The sequence below is a fragment of the Streptomyces sp. NPDC051109 genome, from assembly GCF_044455885.1.
In the GTDB taxonomy this organism is placed as follows: domain Bacteria; phylum Actinomycetota; class Actinomycetes; order Streptomycetales; family Streptomycetaceae; genus Streptomyces.
Genome location: NZ_JBITFF010000035.1, coordinates 24973 through 50244 on the forward strand (window position 1 = coordinate 24973; position 25272 = coordinate 50244).

The following is a 25272-nucleotide window of genomic DNA, read 5'->3' on the forward strand; positions in this document are numbered from 1 at the left end:
CGGCGGTTCACCGGCCCCCCCAGTACGGCGAGAGGCTCCACGATGACAACGAACCGCGTCCGGCGCTACGCAGCCCGCACGCTGACCACGACGATCGCGGCCTGCGCCGTCGCGGCGGCGGCCACCCTTCCGGCGTCTGCCGCCGACCAGCCCACACGGCAGCTGCTCATGGCGGACTGCGCCTCGGGCGAGGGCAAGTGCACGTTCAACTCGCCCCGGTTCGAGGAGGCGTACCTGGGCGAGTTCCGGCAGGTGTCGAACTCCCTCTTCAACTGCAGCACGTCCGACGCCACTCAGGCGATGACGTGGGACGACACGGTGGGATCCACCGACTCCCTGGGCGTCTCCGTCACCGCCGGAGGCAAGATCGCGGGGATCGTGGACCTGAGCATAACCGCCAGTTACAGTCACAGTTGGTCGAGCTCCCACTCGGAGAGCAGCTCCCTCAACATGACGGTCAAGCCCGGCGAGGTGGGCTGGATCTCGCGCGCCCAGGTGATGCAGAAGGTCTCCGGCACCTGGCAGACCCACTACGACAGCCCCAAGTGGGGGCACTACTACTGGTACTTCCAGGACACCATCACCGGCCCGGTCCAGAACGGCACCGATGGCAAGAGCAATGCGGTCGTGGTGAAGAGCCGGAAGATGACCGCCGCGGAGAAGCGTTCCTGCTCCGAGGGGTCCCGCACGGGCGGCACGTTCGTCCAGGAACGCTGAGCCATCGCCCGCGCATGACCCGGCCCCCCGTCCCGCCCCGGACGGGGGGCCGCCGCGCTCGCGTGTCGAAGTTCGCGATCTTCACTCTTTCGGATGGTCGCGCCGATAAACTGCCCGTCGGTGCGCCGCAGTTCGCGTGCCGTGCCGTGCCGTGCCGTGCAAGACGACACGCACGCACACGCGTCCGCCGCACAGCCGGGCGCCGAGAGCCGGAAGGGCGATGGCGCAGGGGCCGATGACACACCCGCACGACGCCGGTCCGGCACAGACCGATGCCGGTACCTGGAACTCCTTCCTGTCGGCCCCGGAGCTCGCCGCCGTCACCTCCGCCGGGTTCGACCCGCTCGGGCACGTCCTCGGCACCACCGTCTTCACCATCGGCTACACGGGCGCCTGGGGCTGCCCCGGTGCGTGGCCGGCCCCGTCCGCCGACGGTCACCCGAAGCCCTCCCGCTGGGCCTCCACCTACGAGCCCCTGCCCCAGGCGCTGTACACCGCCCGCAAACGGGCGCTGGTCCGTGCGGTGGACGAATGCCGCGCGCTCGGCGGGGACGGGATCGTCGGGGTGAGCCTGGACTTCGACCACGCGCGGCTCGGGGACCTGGAGTGCACCGTACGGGGCACCGCCGTCCGCGCCCGCTCACGGATCCGGCCCGGCCTGCCGTTCACCTCCCACCTCGGCGGCCAGGACTTCGCCCGACTGATCCACTCCGGCTGGGTGCCCACCGGACTCGCCTTCGGCCTTGCCGTCTGCGGCCGCCACGACGACTGGCGCACCACCCGCAGGACTCGCTGGACCGCCCCGAACGAGGAGCAGGCTGGTGCTGCTCGCCTTGGCCGCGGCCACGGTCAAGCGGTCGGCCGTACCGTTGACCGCCTCAACGAAGGCTGTCGAGTACAACTCCCCCCGTCGCTTCCGGAGTCGCCTGCCTGCCAGTGGCCTTCGGGGGTGCCCCGAATCGCGCCAGGTAGTGCCACACCTTCTTGACCGCCTGGGGGTCGTAGCGGCCGGCGCGTGCAGCATTTCCGACGATCCGAGGATCGAGCACGCCGTCGACCGCGATCTGCGTGGCCAAGTCGACGTACTCCTGACCGCGGTAGTCGGGATGACGGCGGAGTTCCTCAATCATGAGTCGGAAGCCCGGGTGCCACTCCACTGGGCAGCCAGTACGCACAGCCGCGGCCTCAACGGTCGTATCTCGGTAGCAGGGGTCCAGGACCAGCGCCTCCACATGGTCGCGCAGCCGGACTGGCCCGTGCACCTGCGCCTCGATGTAGTCGTCGAGCTCGTCCTGACTGTCGGCCAGGGCAAGCTCAATGAGCCCCATGCGGGCCGCAACACCGAAATCTGACGGTTCGAGGAAACTATCCGGATAGCAGAACGTGGTCCGCGCGAGCGTCTCGGCAGTCAGCCGGAAGTGGGCGGAGCCGAACCGCGGCGCCGCGCCGACCGGTTTGCGACGGAAGTTCAACGCGCCGTAGACAGGCCGTTCATCCGCGGTCCCTTCGTCATAGGCCCCGCCGAAGATTCGGCTCTCCCAGCGCCACCGATCGCCACCTGGATGCGCGGTCAGTCCACCGTTGCTGGTCCCCGTGACGAACTGCGAGCGGTAGGTGCCGTCTTCGGCCATGACGTCCAGGATCGGCTTGGCGTGCAAGAGGCGGTCCGGGTGGAAGTTCAAGGTCACCCGCAGCGCCGAGTCCAACGGAGGCCCCGACGCCAATTCTGCGACATGTCGAAGGGCCCGTTCCTGCGATGTCTGAGAAGCTGAGGGGCTCATCGGCACAGTGTCCCCCAACTTGATCATCGGGTGCACATGAATTGCCCACCGCCAGCTTGTCCGGGCGTCGCGGGACGCTTATCGCCAGACGCCCCTGAGACCTCGCTTACTTTGGCTTTGGGGGTCGCTGAGCAGTTCATGACGGATCTGGTGGAGCGGCTGGTCCCGGACGGGTTGTGGGAACCGTTTCGGCGGGTGGAGCCGCCGACTGAGGTCATACGCCCGCTTTGGCCTGCAGCCACTTGTCCGCGGCATCCCGCCGATACGCTCCCGCCGAGGTCCACGACGCCGACACCCGGACAAGCTCCACGCGGACAAGGGCTACGACCACGACCACCTGCGGCGGTGGCTCAGCGGTCGGAGGATCCGGCACCGCATCGCCCGCAAGGGCGTCGAGACCTTGCAGCGTCTTGGCCGCCACCGCTGGGTCGTCGAACGCACGTGTCCTGGCTCGCCGGATGCCGGCGTCTGAAGCGGCGATACGAGCGCACGGCCGAGCACTTCCTCGCCTTCGTCGGCATCGCGGCAGCCCTCATCGGCTACCGCCGCCTGGCGTACGCCAACGACCAGGGTCCGCGGTGCTGCCCGGTCGCGGTCACCGCCCGCTGGAACCGGCGCAAGGCGGATCAGGATCCGGCCGAGGGGCTGCCGCCGGCGCCGGATGCGCTGCGGCCATCCATCGTTGGCCGTTGCGGAACCGGAGGGTCAGTGGTGACCGACCAGTCGGGAGCCCGCTGACAGTGCAGCTCGACTGCCTGAACCGGTTTCGCACCGCGGCCGCCCCGCACTCGCCCGAGAAGGTGAACCTGGGCGCGCGTAGCCGCGCTGCCGGGAGCGACGCGGGCTCACCGGGGACGATCCTGGAGCGGTGCTCCACCTCAGGCCTCACATGCTGCTCTTCGCGCTCGTGGTGCTCCTGTCCCTGCTCACGCTGAGCCCCGTGTACGCCGCTGATCCCCCTCGGGGCCACTCCTGCGATCCTGACCGGCTCGCCGGCGCGGAGGTCACCACGTCGGCGGAATTCGTCCACCGCGGCCAGGACAACAGCGTGCTCACCAGCGTCGCGGACATCAAGATTCCGGCAGGCTGGGAGCGGACCCCTGACCTGCTCCTCGACACACACGCCCCCCTCTACCGCGACGCGCTGCGCTGCCTTTTGGGAAAGGGGGCCACCGTCCAGGCGTACCTGCGCGGGAAGCCGTACGAGGACAGCGAATGGCGGTTGAAACCGCTTTCGGTGAAGCTCTCCGGCGCATGGGTCGCCATCCACTACGAGGCTGTCAACTGGGTCCAGGGACTCGACACCTACGAAGTGGGCCTGTGGACCCTGACGGCAGGCAAGGACGAGTGGGAGATCCGGCTGAGAGCTCCCCCGAGTCTGGCCAAGGCGACGTGGGAGAACGTACGCGTACGGCTGGGCGGGCCCGCCGCCATGTCAGCGTGGCCGCCGCCGACGTTCGGTGGGGACCGCACGGAACTGACCTGGCACAACAGGACCCAGATCGCCGTCCCCGGCGTCCCCGACGTCGCCTTCAGACCACCTGCGGCGCAACAATGGGCGGCGTTGACCCAGACAGACGGGGATGCCTGGCAAGCCCTGGGCATCTTCGGCGCATCAGGGGCGTTCTCGGGGGTCGCGACCGCCGTGCTCGCCTTCGTCGCCGGCAGGCGGTTGCGTCGGGGCATGGGGCGCCGTCCCCTTCCGGCGGAGAACGAGGCGCTGAGGGGGCTGTACGCATGGTCCCTGATCCTGGCGCTGATCACTCTGGTTGCGTACATGGGCGACGACCTCTACCGGCTCCTTCACGGCCAGATCGGGTGGAAGGGCGATTACGAGCCGACGGTCGACCTGTTTTCGGCACTGTTCATCGGACTCGTCCTGTGCTTCTTCGGGCGGCTGAAGAGATGGCTGCTCGTCGTCGTGTGCGCACTCGCCGCCTGCACGGCCTCCCTGTGCGTAGCCGCCGAGATGTCCCGTTCCGGGCTGCTTCTCACCAGTGACGTCGAGATCCGCGGTACCGGTCTCGGGCTGGCGGTGCTGCTCGACTCCCTGCCGGTCTTTCTGTGGTGCCTGGGCATGGTCGCCAGCGGTCAGCGACTCCTGATCCTGGGCGGCAGAGGCCTGTCGCAATGGGCGCAGGTGTGGGTCGCGGCCGGTACGACGGCCATGGCCATGCTCTGGGCGTTCGTCTCCCTGGACCGCAGCTGGGAGCGCAGGTCCTGGCTCAACGACGCCGCACCAGCCTCCTTCGGCTCGCCGTGGGTCACGGCCTACGACGCGTGGTGGTGGTGGTTCTCGGCGAACGCGCTGTCGACGCTGGTGGACATCGCCCTCTTCCTGACGCCGTTGGCTCTGGTGGGAGCCCTGCGGGTGTGCAGGGCCGAACAGCACCAGGCCGATTCCTTCACGCCCAACGCGGCGGAGAAATCCGTGTTCGTGATCTTCTTCGCCATCGTCGTGGTGCCCAATTTCGCATGGTATTTTGGATTCTCCGGTTACATTACGACGCTGATCCTAGCCATCGCCGCGGCGTGGGCCCTGCTGGCCATGGGGCTGTCGAAGTCCGTGCTGGAACAGCCAACCGAAGGCAATTCCCCGCTGGGCGAGGTCATTTCACGGACCGACCGGTCGCAATGGATGCGCCTGGCACGGCACTACCGGGAGTTGCAGGCCCGGCTGCAGCAACCCGGTTCCGGATCAGCGGCCGAACAGTCCGCTTCACAGCAAGCCGTCGAACGGGAGATCGACCAGCTGGACCAGTGCCTGCCGGAAGGGGTCAGGCCCATCGACCTGCCGTTCGCTATCGGCCCCATGGCCACGTGGTGGGGCAACGCCTGCCGGTGCGCGCTCATCGCCTGCATCATCGGCCTCCCCGCCACCGGGCTGATGTACTGGATCGACTTCGTCCGCGGCGATTCGTGGCGCGTGATGGCGGAGAACCCCACAGGGTTCCTCCAGGCGGTCCTTGACGTCATCTACTGGCACGTGACATGGGTGGGCGGAGGCTTCTTCCTGGGCGGGTTGTGGCGTGATCTTCCCGGCCGACACGGGCCGACGAAGGCCGTCTACGTGTCCGTCGCCCTCGCCGTCCCGGTCGGATTCCACCAGCTCATCGCCCAGATCACTGGCGACGCCATGCAGGGCACGATCGCAGCCATCGCCGCCTTCGCCTCGGTGATGACCTGCACCGGCCTGGTCATGGACCTCCAGACGTTCCAGAGCGAACGACGCTACTGGCCGTCCAACGCCGGCCTCGTCCTGTACGTCTACCAGATGCGCTTCGCCTCCGTGGCGTTCTGCCTGGCTCAGATCGTAGCGCTGCTTACGGTCTGGAAGGCGTTCAAAGAGGGAGGTCCGACCGCACCCCCTTCCCCCCGGTAGCGGCTCTCCGCACGCCGCCGTCACCGGTACCGACCGGAGACTCGCGGGTCGGCTGACGAACGGTGCAGATGATCCGACCGTGGCCACTCCCGGCTACGGCCGCCTGGTGGGGCAGGCAGCCGGTGTCCAGGCCCACAGCGGGAGCGGATGGCGGGCGAGCGCCGTCCATCCGGTGATGTGGGGGGCGCGGAGGCCACCGAGGGAACGGGGCACGGGAAAGGGGCCGGGACCGCTTCTGCAGTCCCGGCCCCGTCGCGTGAGGCGGGAGTCTCAGTGCTTGAAGGTGTCCTTGACCTTCTCCTTGGCCTCCCGGGCATCGCCCTTGGCCTGCTCCGCACGGCCCTCGGCGGTCAGCCGCTCATTGCCCGTCAGGCGGCCGGCGGTCTCCTTGAGCTTGCCCTTGGCCTGCTCGCCCTTCGCCTCGGCCTTCTGCTCACCAGACACAGCTGATCACTCCCTCTTCGACGGAACGCCTTACAACGCCCGTATGACCGCTGGACGGCTTCCCAAACAGGTGCGCTCCTTCGGAGAGCTGGCGGGGCCGGCCCGCGGGTATGAACGCGTGACGGTTTCCTGCGGACGGTGCACGCCGATGTTCCATCCGCGCCCGCTCCCGATCCCGCTGCCGTGCTCGCTCTTGATCCGCTCGCAGAGTCGGGGGTGAGGCCGCCCGGCTCTCTGCGGCGGCTTTCCGGCTGATGCTGACCATCTCCGACGCTGTTCGCCGCGCTGCACAGAGGAGACGCATGGGCAAGGAGGCGGAACGACTGCGGCAACCTACCGAGGGTTTTCGGGTAGCCGTCGGGTAGTGGCGGTTGATGATCCCTGCGGTATGCCGGTGGGTGAGGTATCCGGAGGGGGGCCTGACCGCTGAGCGGTCGGGCGTTTCGTGAGGGGATCCGGCTTCTGGCTGGCGAGAGGTGCGCGGCGGGTGGGAAGACCGTAGTGGCCGCGAAAGAGCAGCGGGTGAGCGTGCGGTCGGTGGAGCGCCGGCGCCGCGCCTGGCGGCGCGAGGGCGGCATGGAGGCCTTGCGCTCGACGGGCCCGGCGAACTCCCCGACCGTCACCGATGCCCAGTTCGCCGTGCTGGAGGAAGAGCTCGGCAAGGGGCCGTCGGCGCACGGCTTCGAAGACGAACCCTGGACTCTGGCCCGCGTTCAGAACGTGATCAGTCGGCGTCCGCGGGTAAAGCTGCGACGTCGCGGACCTGCGGGCGCTCGTCCGAACTCGTCGACGCCGACGTGCTCACCCCCCGACCTCGGCAAAACATGCCCACTGGCCGACCTCGCCGACGTCCACCGCCTCAGCCAGGCCGGCCGGATCCGGGGCCGAGGTCCTCGCCTTGCCGTGAGCCTCCGTGTGTCCGGTCGGCTGGACGCGCGTTCTCGGCAGCCGCGGCCGGTGACGGCCGCGTGACCGCCGCGCTGCGTAGTCCGGGAGAGGGCTCATGGCCAGGCGCCCGGCGCCCCGGCTCAGGTTCCGGGGAGGATGCGGCGGGTCTCGTAGGCCCACATCGCGATCTCGACCCGATTGCGGGCGCCGAGTTTCGCCATCAGGCTGGCCAGATGCGTCTTCACCGTGCTGAGGCTGATGTGCAGCGCATCGGCGATCTCGGTGTTGGTCAGCCCGCGAGCGACGGCGAGGAGCACCTGCTCCTCGCGGGCGGTGACCGGGGAGACCGGCTGGGCCGCGGGCCGGCCGGCGGGCAGGTCCGAGAAGGCCTGGAGCAGACGGACGGTGACGCTGGGCGCGATGAGCGCCTCACCGTCGGACGCCGACCGTACGGCCTGCGCCAGAAGGTCCGGTCCCGTGTCCTTGAGGAGGAATCCTCGGGCGCCGGCACGCAGTGAGCCGTACACGTACTCGTCGAGGTCGAACGTGGTGATGACGACCACGGCCAGCGGGTCGGCGACGCCCGGGCCGGCGATCAGCCGGGTGGCCTCAAGCCCGTCGAGTACGGGCATGCGGATGTCGAACAGGCAGACGTCCGGACGGAGTTCGCGTGCCAGGCGTACCGCCTGCTGTCCGTCGGCGGCCTCGCCGACCACCTCGATGCCGGGCTGGGCGTTCAGCATGATGCGCAGCCCGGTGCGGATGATGGTCTGGTCGTCAGCGACGAGGACGCGGACGCGAATGGCCATCGCTCTCCCTCCTCGCCCTCGGCAGCTCGGCTTCGACATGCCAGCCCTCGTCGGTGCCTGGGCCGGCTTGTAGTACGCCGCCGAGCAGAGCCGCGCGCTCGCGCAGTCCGGCAAGTCCGTATCCGTCGCGACCCCGGCCGGTGCGTTGACCGTTGTCGCGCACACTCACCCGTACCGTACGCCGTTCCGCGGTCACCCGGACGACGACCTCGGTCGCACTGACCGCATGGCGCATCGCGTTGGTCACCGACTCCTGCACGATGCGGTAGACGGCCGCGTCCACGGCCGGGGGCAGCGCGTCCAGCTCGCCGTCGAGCCCCAGGTCGACCCTGAGACGACCACCCGGCGCGCGCACCAGGCGCTCCAGGTCCGCCACGCCGGCAGGTGGCGCCAGTTCGGCGCCGACCCCGCGGTCGCGCAGCGCGGCGACCATGGCTCGCATCTCCTCCAGCGTGCGCGCCCCTTCCTCCTCGACTCCCTCCAGCGCCTCGACGGCGGCGGAGGGGTCGGTGCCCGCGAGCACCCGGCCCGCCTGGGCGCGGATCACTATGGCCGAGACGTGGTGGGCCACCGTGTCGTGCAGTTCCCGGGCGAGCCGCTCACGCTCGCGGGAGCGTACCTGCTCCCACTCCCGCTCGCGAGCGGCCACCCGGAACCGCACGGCAGCCCCGATCAATCCGGGCAGCAGCAGGAAGACAAGGCCCGCGAACTGTTCGACGGCCGGAGTCTCGTCCGTGACGGCACACAGCGCGAAGGCCGCGAAGATCACCGCGCTGCCCAGTACGATCTCCCGTCCCGATCCCCACCGGGGCAGCGCGTACACCAGCACGAGCACGACGGCGCCGGTGTGCAGGCCGACGGGCTCGCGCGGCGCGGCGACGAGCGAAGCCACCTGGAGCAGGATCACCGAGCCGAACCCCAGCGTGACCATCGCCAGCGGGCGGGTCCGGCGCCACAGGGGCAGCAGGCACAGCCATACGGCGAACACCACCGCCACCGGCCGCCACACGACGTCCTCGCGCAAGGTGGCCTCCAGCACCACAGCGCCCAGGCCCGCGGCGAGCAGCACCCAGTCCCTCCGCACCCGGGCGGGTGTGCCGGGCGGCCGGGGCTCGGTCCACAGGGTTCGCAGGTCGTCTCGGAGCACGGTTCCCAGCCTAGGGGCCGCGCAGTGCCGCGCATCGGCCGAAAGGACGGGGCGTCACTCCGACTTGAGGCCGACGGATCCGCGGCCCGCGAGCCGATGCCGCAGAGCGCCGTGGCGAGGAGCCTCGGCATCGGCGGCCGTACAAGGACGGCCGACGAGGTGGTTGGAGGACCCGATGCTCTCGAAAGCCCTGTTGCGCCTGGGCACAAGCGCCGCCATCCATCCCTGGCGGGTGATCGCGGCGTGGCTGCTCGCCGCCATGCTCGCCGTCCTCGCCGCCGTCGCCTTCGGCGGGCGGACCGCCGACTCGATGACCGCTCCGGGACTGGACTCCCAACGGGCCGCGCAACTGATAGAGCGGGCCGGCACGGGTCAGGAGGGGATGACCGCCCAGGTCGTCGTCACCCCCCGCGACGGCGGTGCGACCTTCTTCGGCAGCGACAGCGACAGCGCGCGCATCGCTCTCACGCGGCTGCAGACCGAGGTGAAGCGGCTGCCGCACGTGCTCGGCACGAGCGACCCGGCGCGGGCACTCGACGCAGGCGGGGACACCGCCGTGCGCGGCGGACTCGTCTCGGCCGACGGACGGATCGCGGTCGTCCGGGTGCAGTACCCCGACCAGAGCCGACTGTCGGCCGAGGACCTCGACGCCCTCGTCGATCTCGGCGACCGGCTGCGCGCCGAGCTGCCCCTGCGGATCGAGATGGGCGGGAGCCTCTTCTACGCCTTCTCCGACCCCGACGGCGGCGCAAGCGAGTTGATCGGGATCCTTGCCGCCGCCGCGATCCTGTTCCTGGCGTTCGGTTCGCTCGTCGCCGCCGCGCTGCCGATCGGCATGGCGGTCTTCGGGCTGACCGTCGGCGTTGCCACGATGACGGTACTGGCGGGGGTGACGGACGTCCCCGCCTTCGCACCGGTCCTGGGCAGCATGGTCGGGCTCGGAGTGGGCATCGACTACGCGCTGTTCGTGCTCGCCGGACACCGGGAGTACCTCGCGCGCGGGCTCGACCCGCACGAGGCAGCCGGACGGGCGGTGGCCACGGCGGGGCGGCCCGTGGTCTTCGCCGGCGGCACCGTCGTCGTATCGATCCTCGGCATGGCGGTCGCGAACGTGCCGTTCATGACGGTGGGCGGTCTGGCAGTCTCGATCGTCGTCCTGACCATGGTGCTCGCGTCGGTGACGCTACTGCCGGCCTTCCTCGGCGCGGCCGGCCCGAGGCTGGGCCAGGCCGGCCGGATCGTCCGGGCTCTGCGGGCCAGGCGGTCGGGCCGAATCGACCGACGGCGGGACACGGCGGCGGGCGCCGCCTCCGCCGTCGGGTGGCGGCGCTGGATCGGCCATGTCAGCCGGCACCCGGTGCTGTACGCGGTCGGCGCGGCGGCGCTGCTGCTGACGGCGGCGCTGCCCGTGCTCGGCCTGCGCGTCGGCCTGCCCGACGACGGCTCACTGCCGCAGAGCCGTACGGAACGCCGCGCCTACGACCTCGTCGCCGAGGGGTTCGGCCCGGGCACCAACGGTCCCCTCGTCATCGCCGCGGACCCCTCCGGCGATCGGGGAGTGGTGGACCGTCTCGTCACGGCGGTCGCCGCGGATCCGGGCATCGCATCCGTCGCGCCGACACACATCGATCGGGCCACGGGCATCGCGACCCTCGTGGTGTTCCCGACCACCAGCCCTCAGGACAAGGCCACGGCCGACACCATCACCCGGCTGCGCACCGAGGTGCTTCCCACGGCGATCGGGGAGGGCCCGGCCAGGGCCCACGTCGGCGGCGCCGCCGCGAGCCTGTCCGACGTGGGCCAACGCACCAGCCAGCGCCTGCCGGTGTTCATCGCCGCCGTGCTGGCGCTCTCGTTCCTCTTCTTGACGCCGGTCTTCCGCTCGGTCGTCGTACCGCTCAAGGCGGTGCTGCTGAACCTGCTGAGCATCGGCGCGGCCTACGGGATCATGGTCGCGGTCTTCCAGTGGGGCTGGGGAGGCGCGCTCATCGGACTGGAGGCGACGGTTCCGGTCGTGTCGTTCATCCCGATGTTCCTCTTCGCCATCCTGTTCGGCTTGTCGATGGACTACGAGGTGTTCCTCCTCGCGCGTGTCCGTGAGGAGTACGTGCGCACCGGCGACAACGGCACGGCGATCGTGGAGGGCGTCTCCGGCACCGCCCGGATCATCACGTCGGCCGCCCTCATCATGGTGGCGGTCTTCCTGTCCTTCGCCGTCGCCGACGACCCCTCCGCCAAAATGTTCGGGCTCGGCCTGGCCACCGCGATCTTCATCGACGCCACGGTCGTACGTATGGTGCTGGTACCGGCGACCATGACGCTCCTCGGCCGGGCCAACTGGTGGCTGCCCACGTGGCTGGACCGGCTGCTTCCCCGAGGCCCGGTCGGCATCGACACCGCCGACGCCACCGACGCGAAATCCACGGGCGAGGGTCCTCGTCCACGGCTGGTCGAGAGTTGACCCCACTCCCTGTCCGGCTCCCCCTCCAACTGACGCCGCTGTTCGGGGTGTCCAAGCGAGGAACAGGAGCCTTGGTCTCGCGTCACGCGGTGGGGCGGGATCCGGGCGCGTGACCGAAGGTGCGGCGGTAGACATCGAGTCAAGGGGCCGTCGGCGCACTGCACCGCACAGGGCCTGAACACGTAAGTGACGAAGGCAGGGGCTCGGCCAATCCAGTGTGCCGGGGTTGGCGGAATCCGCCTTCGAACCGCTCCCGCCCACACGGTCACGCACCACGCCGCAGGCCCGCCGCACTCGCCTCGTCCCTCCCTCCCGCCCCGCCATGACCCAAAGCCCCCGTCAAGCGCCACACGGCCACCACACCTGCGGGTGAATCAGCCTTCGGTGTAGTCGGCGCTCTTGGCGCGGTGACACGGCCGCGCGACAGCAGAACAGCGACCGCACAACAGTGACCGCACGTGACGGACGACAGCCTCCGCATCCACCCGCATGTGACCGTCGGCGCGCGCGATCGGGACGGAGCTGTTCTGCTGGAATGCGGGGTCGCCGAGTGGTGTCTGAGAGAGGGTCGGATGGGTACGTATCGAGTCGCACAGGTCACCTCCCCCGACGGACGGTTCGAGGTCGTCGAGCGCGAGGTGCCGCAGCCGGGGCCCGGCCACGTGCGCATCGCCGTCGATGCCTGCGGCATCTGCCACAGCGATGCCGTCTTCGTGAGCGCCAAGGTGCCGGGGGTGCGGTTCCCGCTGGTCCCCGGCCATGAGGTCGCCGGCCGGATCGAGGCCTTGGGCGAAGGGGCACAGGACCGGGGCTGGCAGGTCGGTGACAGGGTCGCCGTCGGCTGGTTCGGCGGGAGCTGCGGCCACTGCACTGCTTGCAGGCAGGGCGACTTCATCGTCTGCGAGAACCTCAAGGTCCCGGGCTGGGCATACGACGGGGGGTTCGCGGAGGCGGTGATCGCGCCGTCCGACGCCCTCGCCCGGATCCCCGACGCGCTGGCCGCCACCGATGCGGCACCCATGGCCTGCGCGGGCGTGACCACGTACAACGGGCTGCGGCGCAGTTCCGCGCGGCCGGGTGACCTGGTCGCCGTACTCGGCATCGGCGGCCTCGGCCATCTCGCCGTGCAGTACGCGGTGGCGATGGGCTTCGAGACCGTGGCCATCGCCCGCGGCGCCGACAAGGCGGAATTCGCCGAACAGCTCGGCGCACACCACTACGTCGACAGCACGGCGGGGACGAGCGTGGCGGACGCACTGCGGTCCCTCGGGAGCGCCAAGGTCGTGCTGGCCACCGCCGCCAACTCCGGTGCCATCACCGCGACCGTGGACGGCCTGGCGCACCGCGGCGAGTTGGTGGTGATCGGCGCGGCCCCCGAGCCGCTGGAAATCAGCCCGATGCAGCTGCTCATGAGCGGACGCGTCGTGCGCGGCCACCCGTCCGGCACCTCGCAGGACGTCGAGGACACCATGGCCTTCAGCGCGCTGCACGGAATCCGCCCGATCGTCGAGACGGTACCGCTGAGCCGGACCGACGAGGCGTACCAGAAGATGCTCTCGGGTGCCGCGCGCTTCCGGATGGTCCTCACCGGCTGACCCGGGTACGCCGCCCCGTGGGACGCGGGAGGATCACGCCCGCGCCGCCAGGCCTCTGCCTCCCGGCGTCGTCACGGGCGGAGTCACAGGGTCCAAGAAGGAACGGTGCGCCAAGCAGCACGGGACGGGTCCGCTCAACTACTCCCCTGGCGCATCCGAGTCGCAGCGCGAGGGGAGGGTAGGAGTCACCGGCGTTTCACAAGGCAGGCTGACACCGACCCCACCTGCCCTCCGGCGGCCGGCGAACCCTCCCCGCCACCGAGTGGGCGGCCCAGGCCGGAGCGGGTCCTGAGCCGCTCCGGCCTGGGCCGGCCCGCAATCCCGGTGGATCAGTGCGCAGCATCAGGCACGGTCCCCAGCAAGGCGGCGGAGCGGCCTCATCCCCAGTACACCCGGGCGTTTCATCGGTGTCAGGACCTCCTCTGGGGGCGGCTCGGCGGTGGTCTGCGCGAAGGCAAGGGCGGTGGAGGGATACGCGCCGCTCGGCCGCTTCGCCGAGGTTGCGCCCAGGTGGAACCGGTTGGCGGCCTGGACGGCAGGGGCGCCCCGATGCCGGCGCCTTCGGCGAAGAACGGAGCACGGTCTCGGCAGACGACCTCGATCCCGTCGGGTGTGCCGACGGGTGAGGCCCGCGACCGGTTGGACAAACGTCTGCCGCTCGCGGGAAAACGTACCCGCAGGTGAATCGCCGGACACGGGGCTGCAGCGTCACCCGCCGCCCTGTCACGGGGAAGTCAGCAGGAAACTGCAGGTAGGGACCGTGCACAGGCCAGCTTCCGCAGCCTCGGCAACGAGCCCTTGTCGTCCGACACCTGACACTGACTCGGATCAGCTCGCCGTCGTCCTGTACCGACACCAGCGTGCAGTACCTCGCACACAGTCCAGCAGCATCAGCCCGGACGAGGTCGTCACTGGCCCTTGCCGGACGATCTCGTCGGACGAAACAGCAGGATCAACGGTCACAGGAGCCTTCAGGAACGAAACCACTGGCTACGGGCGCTGCCCGCCGTTCTCCGTGTCGAACGTGTAGAAGCGGTGATGGTCGAGCAGGTCGGCCGGGGTCACGTTGTTCCACGGGCTCAGGACGGCCCGCAGGTCGACCACGTTCGCCGTCCGGACGGCGGGCAGGTAGCCCGACTTCGGGTGCTTCGCCTGCCACTCGGCCCACAGCTTGTCGATGAAGGCGTGGTGCAGCCAGAACACGGGGTCGTTGGGAGAGGCGGCGGAGGTCATCTGGCCGCCAACCCACACGTGCACCCGGTTGTGCAGGTTGACGCCCCGCCAGCCCTCCAGGGCGTTGCGGAACCCGTCCGAGGCGCTGTTCCAGGGGGCTGCGTCGTACACCGGCAGGGCGATCACGGAGTCCACGTCGGCGCGCGTCGGTAGCTGCGGGGTCCCGGAGCCGAGGCCGCGTCGCAGGTACGTGCGCCGGTCCACGCCCACCGTCAGGGCCCACTTGCCGCCTTGGAAGGCGAACGGCCCGTCGAGTACTTGGCCGTCGCGCGCCCGGCGGGTGCCGCCCATGAAGTCGGAAGCCCATAGTGAGGCGTTGGCCGTACGGTCGGCCGTCCAGTCCCAGTAGGGAAGGGAGACGTTCTTGTCGATGCGCTGGAGCGCCGCCTCGAAGTCCAACAGGAACCGGCGGTGCCAGGGCAGGAACGAGGGTGAGCGGTGGCCTATCCGGTCGCCGAAGTCCGAGTCGTTCAGCAGGTACCAGTTGTGGGCGTTGACGTACCGGTCGTAGATGCCCGTCCGCTTGAGTTCGAGGACCGCGTTGACGAAGGCGCTCTTCTCGTCCGACGTGAGGGTGGCCTGGTTCTTGCGGACGGTCACAGCTTGGCCTCTTTGGCAGCGAAGGGGACGAGGTCGGCGCCCTGGAGCTCGCGGACGGCGGCCCGGGCGGCCGAGAGCGGGTCCGGGAAGGTCTCGTAGTGGTTGACGACGGTGACCCAGCTGCCATTGGCGTTGGGCATGATGTGCAGGTCGTTGCCGTCGACCTTGACCGTGGGCATCACCATGCCGTGGTGGCCGCCCGGGCCCACGGTGATCTGGATGCGGTGGCCCTCGTAGGTCTCGTCGATGGTGCCGGTGGGCAGGGAGACGGGCGCTCCGGACGGGCCGGCCGCCCCCGAGGCCCCAGCCTCTGGCGCCTCGGGGGTCGACTTGGAGGAGCAGGCGGCCAGTCCGGCGGCCGCGGCAACGGCGGAGCCGAGCCCCAGCGCCCGTCGGCGAGTGATCATGTTCATGGCTTGAATATGTATCAGAAGCCTTCGAACATTCGATCGATGGCCGGCACACTTACGGCCCGGTCGGGATGGAATGCCGGCGGGTGCATGCCGGAGCCGAAGCGATCTTACGTGACCATGACAGCCGGTGCAGGCCAGCGTCGCCCAGCACCGCCGAGTCGTCGGCGTCAGATCGACCGCAGCATGAAACCCTCCCGTATCCAGGGTGGGGGAATGCTCCGCCTCCGAACCGCGAAGAGGACGACCCGTCATGAACCGCAGCAGGCAGGCAATCCATCTGGCCCGACACCTGTCCCAGCTCACCGCCGTCCGGGTCGAGATAGCCCACGACAGCGGTGCCCGGTGGAGCCTCCAGTGGCAGGACGGCCCGCGCCGCGAGGAGATGCGGGCACACCTCGACGCCGCTCTCGCCGCCGATGACCGCTACACCGCCATGCGCGACCGCACGATCGCTTGCTTCCGCTCGCAGACGCGACAGGCCTGGGCGGCGCGGGCCGCCGCCGCCCACCGCGAGGGCATCCTCTCCTCGGCCATCGCCGATATCGCCGTACACAAAGGCGAACAGGAGTCCGACGAGGCGAACGCCCTGTGGCGGTACGTACGGGAGCTGTGGGAGAACGCCTCCTACCCGGAACGGGCCAGCGCCCCCGAGGACGTCCCCCTCATCGAGCAACTCGTCGCCGCCAGTACCCGGGAACTGCCGTCCGGAGGCCACACGATCAGCGAGCTCTACATGGCGCAGGCCCTGCTCGCGTAGTGACGGGGTCAGGTGTCAGCGTCCCCACCACTCACGGGAAGGGGGCCGTGCTCGGGTGTGGTCGTACGTGGTCCCGTCGCCCTTCGTCGTGGCTTCGACCGTACGGGTTCCGCCGCCGCCGGACCAGCCTGTCGGGCGGGCGCCCGCCGTGGCACCGAGTAGCCTCCCGTTCGTGGTCTCCAGCTCCCGGAACACGGCCGTCGCCGGTGTCCTGCACGGGGCGACGGCAGCCGATGCCGCCCGTCTCACGGCTGACCCCGCGCTGAGCGCGGTCATCGTCCCCGACGGCCGCCGCGAGCCGTGGCTGCAGGAGCTGGCCGATCTCGTGGCCGGGGAACGGCTGGTCATCCCCCGCACCAACCTGCCCTCGGTCACGCCCGACGAGTTCACCGGCTGGGCGCACACCGCACTGGCCGGTGCTCCCGCCTCCGTTGCGGCTCCCCTGGTCGATGCCATGGCTGGGATCCTGGCCCGGGTCGTGGAGACGGCGGGGACGGACAAGGCGATGGTGCGCGTGTTCACTGAGGCCCCGACGCGGCGGTGCGGCTTCCACGTGGACACGGTGCCGCCACAGAGTCCCACGGTCGGGGCCGTACGGGTGTACAACGGCCCGACCACCGAGTACGTCGCCTGCGAAGACGTCCTCGGCATGGGCGAGTTCTACGCCTACCTGGCACGCCGCGAACGGCTGTCGCGGCAGGCGGAGCGCGAGCGACGGGCCGACAGACCCGATGGGACCGCCCTTGCCGAGCTGTGCGCGATGGACGGGAGCCCCTCGTTCCTGCGGCCGGGTGCCGTCGTCCGGCGGGTGCCGGCCGACGCGACCGTCTTCTTCCGGCACCTGGACGTACGACGGCACTGGTCCGCGCATCCGGTGACCGACGTGTGGATCCACCGCTCTCCCATGCGCGGCAACGCACGGCTGGTGCTCAACGTGTCCCCGGTCCCTGGTCGGGGGTGAGCAGCACGTGCGTGAGGGAGCCCGGCAAGGAGTCGTCCAGGGTGCTCAACAGGCGCAGGACGCGGGTCCCGGCCCGGGCCGGCCCGTGGTGCGCCGCGAACCAGGCCCGGGGCCGCTGCCCGGCGTCGAGCACGGCCCGTACCGCCGCCACCGCGTCGTCCTCCCCGTCGAAGAACACCCCGGTGAACGGGTTGACGTACTGCCAGCCGCCGAGGATCGCCCGGTTGACGACGACCGGCACGTCGAGGCACAGGGCTTCGGCGAGCACCCGTGGCGAGGCGTCGAGCACGGCCGGTACGAACAGGGCCCGCGCCCCCGCGATGACCGCGAGCAGCCGCCGCCACGGCAGCGGCCCGACCATGCGTACGCCGCGGATCGGCTCCGCCCCGGGCGGCGCGTCGACCACCAGGATCCGCAGCCCCGTCTCCCGGGCCAGCCTGCGCAGGCAGCGCGCGGCGAGCGGCCAGTTCTTGGCCTCCTGCCGCCACGGCTCCCGGCCGGACACGTGCACGATGTCGGGGCCTGCCGCTCCCTCCGTCCCAGCGCCGCCAGCCCCGGCAGCCACCCGGGCCGGATCCACGCGGAGCGGGTCCGTGAAGTCGGACTCGCTCGTCAGCAGCCGGGGGCCGGCCGGCGGCAGGAAGTGCTCCGGATCGCGAAAGCAGTGCAACCACGCCTCGCACAGCAGCCCGTAGTCGCGCTCGTCCCGCCAAGGCGATCCGGGGAAACCCAGATAGCTGGTGACTCCGGCGAACCGGACGCCGGCGCGGGCCAGTTCGGCCAGCCGCAGGTGGTGTGCGTGCGTCACGACGGGCGCACGGACCAGGACCCACGGCAGGTGTCCGCCACCCGGCCCGGTCACCCGCAGGAAGGGCGTGCCCCCGCCCGGTCCCGCGGCCACGCCGGTGCTCGCGCCAGTGTCGAGGCCCGTACCCGCAGCAAGGTCCAACCGTCGTCCCCCCACTCGAATCGGCAGGAGAGGCCATGATCCCGACCATCAGACGCGACTTCTACACGGATGGCAACGGCGGCACGCGGATCGAGATCTTCGACGAACTGAGCGAGACCGCCAAGGCGGCCCTGTACACGTTCTTCCGGAGGCTCGGCGCACCCCACCTGATGGACGAGGTCGTCCTGCCCCTGTTCTGCGAAGGCGATTCGCAGGTCTTCGCCGCCGTCCGGGACCGGCCTTGGCCACCGTGGGGGCTGGGCGCCCGCAACATCGTCGCCGTCGTGCAGACCCACCTGGTAGGCGACGGATGCTGGGGCCTGAGCCCCGTGCACGTCGCCGACGAGGACCTGACGAACGTAGGACTGTGCGCCGCCGTGTACAAGGAAGCCCTGGAGACACTGGCCGTCGACCCGAACGCCGAGGTGCACTACCTCGTCGCCGAGGAATCACGGCTGGCGGACCTGACGCTGCGCCGCGTCGGCTTCGAGCGGACGGAGGACGCCTTCCTCACCGAGGCCGCGCGCTACCTCACGTACCGCGCCCCGGCCGGTGAGCTGCTGAAACGGCTGGGCCTGGCCGAGGCCGACACGGTGGACGTGCTCGCGGGGGCCCTGGACGACGAGGTGTTCGCCCTGAACGCCGCCTTCCACAACACGGTCTACCTGGGCTCGCGTGCGGAATGGGTGGTGGACCGGCCCTCCGTCCCGTCCGAGATCGCCCGGCTGGTCCGCGGCGGCCACTACAGCAAGCCCGCCGGGGTGCCGACGGGCACCGGCCGCTACGAACGGGATCCGGTCGCCGAGGTCGCCCAGGGCGTACGGGAGTTCCTCAGCGCATCCGAACTCGACGAGTTCCGCGCGTACGTGCTGGGCCGGGAACCCGACTTCAAGCCCGCCACGGTGCGGATGTCCGGGTCCGGCGGTTCGGCGGTGGTGGACGAACGGGTGCGCCGCAGTCTGGTCCTCGACGAACTGGGCCCCTACGAAGCCCTGTTCACGGAGCGCATCAAGGAACACCTCCAGCAGATCAGCGGCCGGCTGAACCTTCCTGCATTCCCGCTGGGCCGCATCGAACTCCAGGTGACCGCCAACGGCGACCGGGACTACTTCGGAATGCACCGCGACAGCGACGACGGGGACACCCGCGAGCTGACCTTCGTGTACTTCTTCTCCGGAGAGCCCCGCAGGTTCTCGGGCGGGGAGCTGCGGGTGTTCGAGACGGTGCCGGAGGACGGGAGGTTGGTCGCCACGGACCGCAGCCAGACGATCGTGCCGCGCGCCAACCTCGCGATGTTCTTCCCGAGCAGGCACGACCACGAGGTACTCCCGATCCGGGTGCCGAGCAAGGCGTTCGCGGACGGCCGCTTCAGCGTCACGGGCTGGATCCACCGGCAGTGAGCGACCGGGAGACCGGAGCCAGCCGGGCGGGGGCGGCGCGGGCCGCGGCACGGGCCCGGGCCCAAGAGCAGGCCGGGCGGGCCGGGGCCGGTGCCGACGCCATCGCCTGGGCCGTGGTCGCCCGCGTGGCGCTCCCCGCCGGCCGGGCACGCCCCGAAGCCCGCGCCCTGCACCACGCCCCCTTCCCCCGGGTCGCGGGGCTCCTCGCGCGCGCAGTGCGGCCCGACGCAGGCGGCGTACGCGTCCGGTACCTCTTCGCGTCCGAGCCCGCGGCAGCGGCGTTCCGGGCCGCGCACGACCCGGCACTCGGCCGTCTGGGCCCGCCCGTCACCGGTGCCGTACGGCCGGTCTCCGGGGCGGCGGCGCCGACCACTGGCACCGCGCCCGTGATCATCATCGCGCCGCCGCGCTCGGGCAGCACGGCCCTGTACGAAGCCCTCGCCCGGCACCCCGGCCTGTGGACGGTCGGCGGGGAGAGCGAGAGCGTCATCGAAGGCGTACCGGGGCTGCACCCGGCGGCTGGCGGGTACGCGTCCCATGCCCTGGACGCCGCGCAGGCCGACCGGTACGGCGGGGCCGTACGCGCGGGCTTCCTCGCCGGGCTGCGCGATGCGCGGGGCCGGCACTGGCCGGACCACGGCGGCTCCCCGGATCCGCCGCCGAGGCTGTTGGAGAAGACCCCGGAGAACTGCCTGCGGCTGCCGTTCCTGCTGCGGCTGTTCCCGGGCGCCACCGTCGTACACCTGCACCGCGACCCGCGCGACACCGTGGCCAGCATGGTGCGGGCCTGGACCCATCCGGGGTTCGTCAACATCCCGGACCTGCCGGGCTGGCCCCGCCGGGCCTGGCACCTGCTGCTGCCGCCGGGCTGGCGGCGAGGGCTCGGCGACGACCTGTCCCGGATCGCGGCCCGCCAGTGGGCGGCTGCCACGGAAGCGGTTCTGGACAGCCGTGCGGCCGGGCCGCCCGACATCCGCTGGGTGGATCTCGACTACGCCGAGCTGAGCGCGGCTCCGGCCCGGACGATCCGGTGGCTGGAGCGGGAACTCGGGCTGCCCGCCGGTCCGCCCGGCCGGGACCTCCCGCTCTCGGCGACGACGATCTCACCTCCGCGTCCCGGCAAGTGGCGCAGTACTCCCGGCTTCGACCCGTCAGCCCTCGACACCGTGGCGTCCACTTGCCGGCGCCTGGCGAACGGACGTACCCCGCCCATGTCCCGAACCGTCCGCGGCCTGCCCCGGCGCCCTTCCTACGTGTGCTGGCTCAACGACGGCGCCGCGGAGGACGGCTCCCCCGTCGCCGGCTCCGTGGACGACGCCTCGGCCCCGACGCCCGGCCCCGAGCCGGAACACCCGCTCCTCGACCCGGCCGTGGTCCTCCAGGAGGGGGTCACCATCCCCTTGGGGCTCGCGCGCCGGGCTCGGTTCCGGGACCGGTTCCTGCCCGACCGGCCGATCCTGTGGACCGACGACCCGTCAACCGGCGCACTCGTCCCGTTCTGGGTGTCCCTGGAAGACTTCTGGGCGCTGCGCAGCCTGGTCCCGGGACGGCCCCTTTCACCGGCGCTCCCCGCGCGGCTGCGCGCCGCCCTGGCCCGGGCCGGGGCGCTCGGCTCGGCCGGGCTGCGCGCCCGGGACGCGACCAGGGCCGAGACCGCCCTGGCAGCGGCCGCCGCGGACTTCGAGCGCAACGACGTGTGCCGGATCGACCGCATGGTCCACCCCCGGCACCGCTCGGCCCTGCTCGACTACTACGAGCGGCTCATCGCCACCGGCTCGTGGCCGCTGGGGGACGCCCAGGTCTCCGGCCGCTACGGCTGGTACAACGAATCCCTGTCCCGTTTCTTCCACCATCAGTTCCGCGCCCTGGTGGGGCGGATCGCGGGCCGGCCGGTACGCCCCTCGTACTCCTACGTCTCGGCGTACCGCGGCGGCGCGGTCCTGGGTCGTCACGTGGACCGGGAGCAGTGCGAGTACACCGTGTCCCTGCTGCTCGGGGAGTCGGGCCCGGGCATCGAGGGCGGTTGGCCGCTGCAGCTGGGAACCCCGCAGGGCGAGGTCAGCCTCGTCCAGCGGCCCGGTCAGGCCGTCCTCTTCCGGGGGACCACGGTGCCGCACGGGCGGCCGCCGCTGCCCGACGGGAGCACGCACACCTCGCTGCTGTTCCACTACGTTCCCGCCGAGTTCCGCAGGACCCTGTACTGAAACGGCTCCGGCTACGGCTACGGCTACGGCTATTGCACCGCGAGCAGGCCGATGCTCCGAGCCTCGGCTTCCCGGACCTGCGGCGCGATGCGCTCCCACCCGGCGACCGCGCGGCGTCCGACGGGCGGCTGGGTGCGCTGACGGGTCCGGGTGAGGCCCGCCGGCGCCGGGCCTGGCCCGAACACGGCAGCCGCCGCGTCCGCCGTCAGCAGCATGTCCCAGACCAGGTGGACACGTTCGACGGGCCCGCCGTTCTCGGCGGCGTGCACGCAGCCGTGGTTGACGAGGTACACCGATCCGGCCTCCAAGTGGTGCACGTCCCCGTCCAGCGTCAGCGTCGCCGCGGGATGGGTGGTCAGGGGCAGGTGAAAGCGGGCCCGGATGCCCACCGTGCCCGAACGCGACCGTACGACGCTGTGCTCTTCGTGGGGGGACAGCGAAGCGCCCGGCCCCAGCACGTTGACCCGGAAGTTGACCAGGTGCGGCAGGGACCCGATCAGCGCGGCCAGGGCGGGGTGGCGCGCGCCGTGGTGGAAGCGCTTGCCGAAGCAGGACAGGTCGTGGTCGCGGGAGAAGTCGTCGCAGCGGCCGGAGGCGTTGAGCAGGCTGAACTGCTCGACCCGGCCGCGGGGACCGGTCCACGCCGTCACGTGGCCGGGGGCGCCGGCCAGCGAAGGGCGCTGCCGCGATCGCAGCAGCGCCACCTCGGCGGCCAGGCTCGCGGCGGTGTCGGGCCCGGCCTCCAGCAGCCGCAGGCAACGGATGCCGGGGCGGTGGTAGTTGGCGTCCCGGATGCCGTGGAGGATCTGGCGCAGGCCCTGGTCCACGTCGTCTTCGTGTGCTGTCAACGGAACGGGCACCTCTCCAGGAGCAGGTCGAGGTCCGGGAGTCGCGCCGGAAGCGTCGCGAAATCGGCGAGCTCCGCCGAATCCAGCCCCGCGCCCGTCAGGCCGACGGACACGGGCGGCGGGACCGGCACCCCGACCGAAAGGAAGTAGTCGTGGAACTTGCTCCCGTCACCGCTGGGCAGGTCCCGGTAGCGGATCCAGACGGCGGGGATCCCGTAGGCGTGGCCGAGGATGATCCCGTGCAGGCTCGACGAGGCGATCAGAGGCGCCCGTACGAGCTGCTCGACGACCTCCTCGACCGGCCGCTGCACGTCGACGAGCCGCCAGCCGGCCGGAGTGCCGAGCCGCGCACCAGCCTTGTCGGCGAAGTGCGGCACGACGGCGGGACGCCGCCCCGTACCCCGGCCGCCACGGGGCAGGAAACGGGGGACCAGCAGGGCGGGGTCCCCGTAGACCGGCGGACAGGCCGCGCCGGAGCGCAGGGCCGCCTCCCGGGTGAGGGGACCGCGTACGGCGACCAGATCGGCCCGCGGGTCGATGTCCTCACCGGCGCACATCACCCCGGCTCCCCAGACGACGGCGCCCGGTCCCGCGAGGGAGATCACGCTGCCGGTGACGAAGTGCTTTCGCCCCGGCGCGTGCGGCGAGACCCACCGGGCCGGGGCGCCGCAGATCCGCCGGACCAGCCAGGGAGTGAGCCTGTCGCCGACATTGCCCTGACTGGGAGCCCGGCACCAGAAGGCGGGCACAGCCTCGACCACGGCTCCCACTGTAGTGAGCGGACCGCGCTGTTCATCCGTACCTACCACGGTGACGTCGCCTGGTTGCGCTACGCGCTGGCCGCCATTCGGACGTGGTGCCGGGGTTTCTCGGAGGTGGTAGTCGTCACCCCGCGGACCGGGGCGGCCGCGGTGCGCCGGTGCGTCGGCGACGGGGTCCGCTTGGAGTTGGGCCCGGACCACCGCGACGACTACCTGGGCCAGCAGGTCAGCAAGCTGTACGCGGATCAGCTGACCGATGCCGACCTCATCTGCCACGTCGACTCCGACATGGTCTTCTTCCGCCGCGTCTCCCCCGCCGACCTGCTCGTGGACGGGCGTCCGTGGATCGTCCGCCGCCCCGTCAACGAACTCGGCCGGCACCGGCCCTGGCTCGCACCGACGCAGGACTTCCTCGGCCACCAGGTGTTGTTCGACTTCATGCAGCACCCTCCCTTCACCTATCCGCGCGCGCTGTACGGGGAGCTGCGCGCCCTGTGCGCGGACCGCCACGGGATCCCGCTCGACCGGTACGTGGCGGGCCGCCCGCCGCGCGGGTTCTCCGAGTTCAACGCGCTCGGCGCGCACGCCTACGCGGCTCACCGGGCGTCGTTCACCTGGTACGACGCGAGTTCGGGCGCGGCGCCGGAGCTGTGCCGCTGGTACTGGAGCAGGGCGGGCATCGGCGCCCGTCTGCGTGAGGAGCTGGACCGGGTGGTGGCCGGGCCGGTCGGCGTAACGGAGTGGTGGACCCCGGTCGCGGCTGGAAGCGTGGGAGCCGCGCCATCCCACGACAGCGGAGAGAGGTACCCGAAGTGGAACAGGCACAGCTGACGCTCGACGAGGTCCTCGAATACATCAAGAACAGGCCGGAAACGACGCGCACCTACCAGGTCCCGCAGGGGGTGATCGCCGCCCTCCCTCTGACCGAGCACCCTCACATGCGGCTCCTGGGCGCGTCCGAGATCCAGGAACTGGCCGACTACCTCGACACCTCGCCGAGCTCGCTCAAGGGCCCCTTCAAGGTGTTCGACGCCACGTGTTCCTCCTGCGGGCGTCGCATCACGTTCCTCGACTTCGCGAAGACCGCGGTGGACCTGGGCATGCACGCGAAGGAGGCCCTGCGCGACGTACTGACGGGCAAGAACGGCGAATGGATCACCATCCGCGGCCGCGACGGCGGCCGCCCGGTAGCCTGCGCCCAGTGCGGCCACGATGTCCCCCGACTGAGGAAGAACGGCTCGTACTCCGAGTACTCGTCGAGCTCGTACGCGTACGCCTGACCCCCCGCCGGCGTCAGTCTCCCCGGCCGCCGCCGGGGAGGCGGTGGCCGGGCTGGTCGATCGGCATGGGGGGCGAGTGCCGGTCAGGTCAAGGCCGGCGCCTGGCGGTGGGTGATCAGGCGGCAGGCGTGCCTGAGAAAGGCTTCGTGGATGTGGGCTCCCGTGGGGCGTGCCGCGTCGGGCGATGACGGGGAGGATTCGGCGGGCCCGGACTGGTCCCGGTGGACATCGTGGTGGTAGTCGCGGTCTGCGAAGACCGATTCGGGCTTGCGGCGCGGTCGCTGCCAGACCCCGGCCTCCCCCGCCAGCATGTTGAGCTCGACTGCCGCAGCGCGCCCCGACTCAAGCCGGGGCTGTCGGATTGACTGATTCGGCAGTGCGGCGGTACTCGGCGTTGAGGCGCTGGGCTTCCTCAAGCTGGTCTTCCAGGATGATGATGCGGCAGGCGGCCTCGACGGGGGTGCCCTGGTCGACGAGTTCCCGGGCGCGGGCGGCGATGCGCAGCTGGTAGCGGGAGTAGCGGCGGTGTCCGCCGGCGGAGCGCAGTGGGGTGATGAGGCGGTGTTCGCCGATGGCGCGGAGGAAGCCTTGGGTGGTGCCGAGCATTTCGGCGGCCCGGCCCATCGTGTAGGCGGGGTAGTC

Annotated in this window: 22 protein-coding genes and 1 pseudogene; 13 read left to right on the plus strand and 10 right to left on the minus strand. The window is 71.2% G+C overall.

Annotation, left to right across the window (positions count from 1 at the left end; translation table 11 throughout):
• Positions 1-42 precede the first annotated feature (42 nt).
• Positions 43-717: a hypothetical protein gene (locus ACIBAD_RS35275; protein ID WP_398910973.1), complete on the plus strand. Its 675-nt coding sequence runs from the start codon at positions 43-45 to the stop codon at positions 715-717.
• Positions 718-952: 235 nt separating this feature from the next.
• Positions 953-1705: a heavy metal-binding domain-containing protein gene (locus ACIBAD_RS35280; protein WP_398910975.1), complete on the plus strand. Its 753-nt coding sequence runs from the start codon at positions 953-955 to the stop codon at positions 1703-1705.
• Here ACIBAD_RS35280 and ACIBAD_RS35285 read toward each other — a convergent pair.
• Positions 1596-2498 (minus strand): DUF3626 domain-containing protein, encoded by a 903-nt coding sequence (locus ACIBAD_RS35285; protein WP_134068611.1) that lies wholly within the window; start codon positions 2496-2498, stop codon positions 1596-1598. The genes ACIBAD_RS35280 and ACIBAD_RS35285 overlap by 110 nt on opposite strands.
• A gap of 232 nt (positions 2499-2730) precedes the next feature.
• Between ACIBAD_RS35285 and ACIBAD_RS35290 the strand changes: the two are divergent.
• Both ACIBAD_RS35290 and ACIBAD_RS35295 read left to right on the plus strand, forming a co-directional pair.
• Positions 2731-3050: pseudogene (locus ACIBAD_RS35290) on the plus strand (transposase); the annotation flags it as partial.
• Positions 3051-3387: 337 nt separating this feature from the next.
• Positions 3388-5880, plus strand: coding sequence for a DUF6185 family protein (locus tag ACIBAD_RS35295; RefSeq protein WP_398910976.1), 2493 nt, complete (start codon positions 3388-3390; stop codon positions 5878-5880).
• Between the two features lie 270 nt (positions 5881-6150).
• Here ACIBAD_RS35295 and ACIBAD_RS35300 read toward each other — a convergent pair whose 3' ends face one another.
• Positions 6151-6324: a CsbD family protein gene (locus ACIBAD_RS35300; protein WP_078626466.1), complete on the minus strand. Its 174-nt coding sequence runs from the start codon at positions 6322-6324 to the stop codon at positions 6151-6153.
• A gap of 501 nt (positions 6325-6825) precedes the next feature.
• Between ACIBAD_RS35300 and ACIBAD_RS35305 the strand changes: the two genes are divergently transcribed.
• On the plus strand, positions 6826-7296 hold the full coding sequence (locus ACIBAD_RS35305) for a hypothetical protein (protein WP_398910979.1): 471 nt from the start codon (positions 6826-6828) through the stop codon (positions 7294-7296).
• A gap of 56 nt (positions 7297-7352) precedes the next feature.
• Here ACIBAD_RS35305 and ACIBAD_RS35310 read toward each other — a convergent pair whose 3' ends face one another.
• Together ACIBAD_RS35310 and ACIBAD_RS35315 are read right to left on the minus strand one after the other, a co-directional pair.
• A complete protein-coding gene (locus tag ACIBAD_RS35310; protein WP_398911006.1) occupies positions 7353-8015 on the minus strand; it encodes a response regulator in 663 nt (220 codons plus the stop codon).
• Positions 7990-9168 (minus strand): sensor histidine kinase, encoded by a 1179-nt coding sequence (locus ACIBAD_RS35315; RefSeq protein ID WP_398910981.1) that lies wholly within the window; start codon positions 9166-9168, stop codon positions 7990-7992. Before ACIBAD_RS35315 ends, ACIBAD_RS35310 begins: the two co-directional genes overlap by 26 nt.
• A 175-nt stretch (positions 9169-9343) precedes the next feature.
• Here ACIBAD_RS35315 and ACIBAD_RS35320 point away from each other — a divergent pair, with 175 nt between their 5' ends.
• Together ACIBAD_RS35320 and ACIBAD_RS35325 are read left to right on the plus strand one after the other, a co-directional pair.
• The gene (locus tag ACIBAD_RS35320) at positions 9344-11629 is read left to right on the plus strand and encodes an MMPL family transporter (protein WP_398910983.1); all 2286 of its coding nucleotides are present in this window, start codon (positions 9344-9346) and stop codon (positions 11627-11629) included.
• A gap of 572 nt (positions 11630-12201) precedes the next feature.
• Positions 12202-13224 carry an alcohol dehydrogenase gene (locus tag ACIBAD_RS35325; protein ID WP_134068616.1) on the plus strand — a complete coding sequence of 341 codons (1023 nt, stop codon included), beginning with the start codon at positions 12202-12204 and terminating at the stop codon, positions 13222-13224.
• Positions 13225-14214: 990 nt separating this feature from the next.
• Here the strand turns inward: ACIBAD_RS35325 and ACIBAD_RS35330 are convergent.
• Positions 14215-15057, minus strand: coding sequence for a tyrosinase family protein (locus ACIBAD_RS35330; RefSeq protein ID WP_134068617.1), 843 nt, complete (start codon positions 15055-15057; stop codon positions 14215-14217).
• Positions 15054-15470: a tyrosinase family oxidase copper chaperone gene (locus ACIBAD_RS35335; protein WP_398910986.1), complete on the minus strand. Its 417-nt coding sequence runs from the start codon at positions 15468-15470 to the stop codon at positions 15054-15056. The genes ACIBAD_RS35330 and ACIBAD_RS35335 overlap by 4 nt, the downstream gene beginning before the upstream one ends.
• Positions 15471-15720: 250 nt before the next feature.
• On the opposite strand from ACIBAD_RS35335, the gene ACIBAD_RS35340 reads away from it, so the two are divergent.
• Both ACIBAD_RS35340 and ACIBAD_RS35345 read left to right on the plus strand, forming a co-directional pair.
• Positions 15721-16227 carry a hypothetical protein gene (locus tag ACIBAD_RS35340; RefSeq protein ID WP_398910988.1) on the plus strand — a complete coding sequence of 169 codons (507 nt, stop codon included), beginning with the start codon at positions 15721-15723 and terminating at the stop codon, positions 16225-16227.
• A gap of 172 nt (positions 16228-16399) precedes the next feature.
• Complete coding sequence (locus ACIBAD_RS35345; RefSeq protein WP_398910990.1) at positions 16400-17188, plus strand: hypothetical protein; 789 nt, start codon at positions 16400-16402, stop codon at positions 17186-17188.
• On the opposite strand, the gene ACIBAD_RS35350 is transcribed toward ACIBAD_RS35345, so the two are convergent.
• Positions 17157-18137: a hypothetical protein gene (locus ACIBAD_RS35350; protein WP_398910992.1), complete on the minus strand. Its 981-nt coding sequence runs from the start codon at positions 18135-18137 to the stop codon at positions 17157-17159. The two genes, ACIBAD_RS35345 and ACIBAD_RS35350, sit on opposite strands and share 32 nt — an antisense overlap.
• 35 nt (positions 18138-18172) lie before the next feature.
• On the opposite strand from ACIBAD_RS35350, the gene ACIBAD_RS35355 reads away from it, so the two are divergent.
• Together ACIBAD_RS35355 and ACIBAD_RS35360 are read left to right on the plus strand one after the other, a co-directional pair.
• Positions 18173-19537, plus strand: a complete 1365-nt coding sequence (locus ACIBAD_RS35355) for a 2OG-Fe(II) oxygenase (protein ID WP_134068621.1) — start codon at positions 18173-18175, stop codon at positions 19535-19537.
• Positions 19534-21741, plus strand: a complete 2208-nt coding sequence (locus tag ACIBAD_RS35360; protein ID WP_398910994.1) for a sulfotransferase — start codon at positions 19534-19536, stop codon at positions 21739-21741. The genes ACIBAD_RS35355 and ACIBAD_RS35360 overlap by 4 nt, the downstream gene beginning before the upstream one ends.
• Positions 21742-21770: 29 nt before the next feature.
• Here the strand turns inward: ACIBAD_RS35360 and ACIBAD_RS35365 are convergent, their stop codons facing one another.
• Positions 21771-22589, minus strand: a complete 819-nt coding sequence (locus tag ACIBAD_RS35365) for an aspartyl/asparaginyl beta-hydroxylase domain-containing protein (protein ID WP_166681971.1) — start codon at positions 22587-22589, stop codon at positions 21771-21773.
• Entirely contained in the window at positions 22586-23350 is a 765-nt protein-coding gene (locus ACIBAD_RS35370; protein ID WP_398910997.1) for a polysaccharide pyruvyl transferase family protein, read from the minus strand. Before ACIBAD_RS35370 ends, ACIBAD_RS35365 begins: the two co-directional genes overlap by 4 nt.
• Positions 23351-23464: 114 nt before the next feature.
• On the opposite strand from ACIBAD_RS35370, the gene ACIBAD_RS35375 reads away from it, so the two are divergent.
• Entirely contained in the window at positions 23465-24181 is a 717-nt protein-coding gene (locus tag ACIBAD_RS35375) for a hypothetical protein (protein ID WP_398910999.1), read from the plus strand.
• Complete coding sequence (locus ACIBAD_RS35380) at positions 24163-24630, plus strand: hypothetical protein (protein ID WP_398911001.1); 468 nt, start codon at positions 24163-24165, stop codon at positions 24628-24630. Before ACIBAD_RS35375 ends, ACIBAD_RS35380 begins: the two co-directional genes overlap by 19 nt.
• A 342-nt stretch (positions 24631-24972) precedes the next feature.
• On the opposite strand, the gene ACIBAD_RS35385 is transcribed toward ACIBAD_RS35380, so the two are convergent.
• Positions 24973-25272: MerR family transcriptional regulator (locus ACIBAD_RS35385; protein ID WP_398911002.1), on the minus strand; the 300-nt coding region annotated here is incomplete at its 5' end.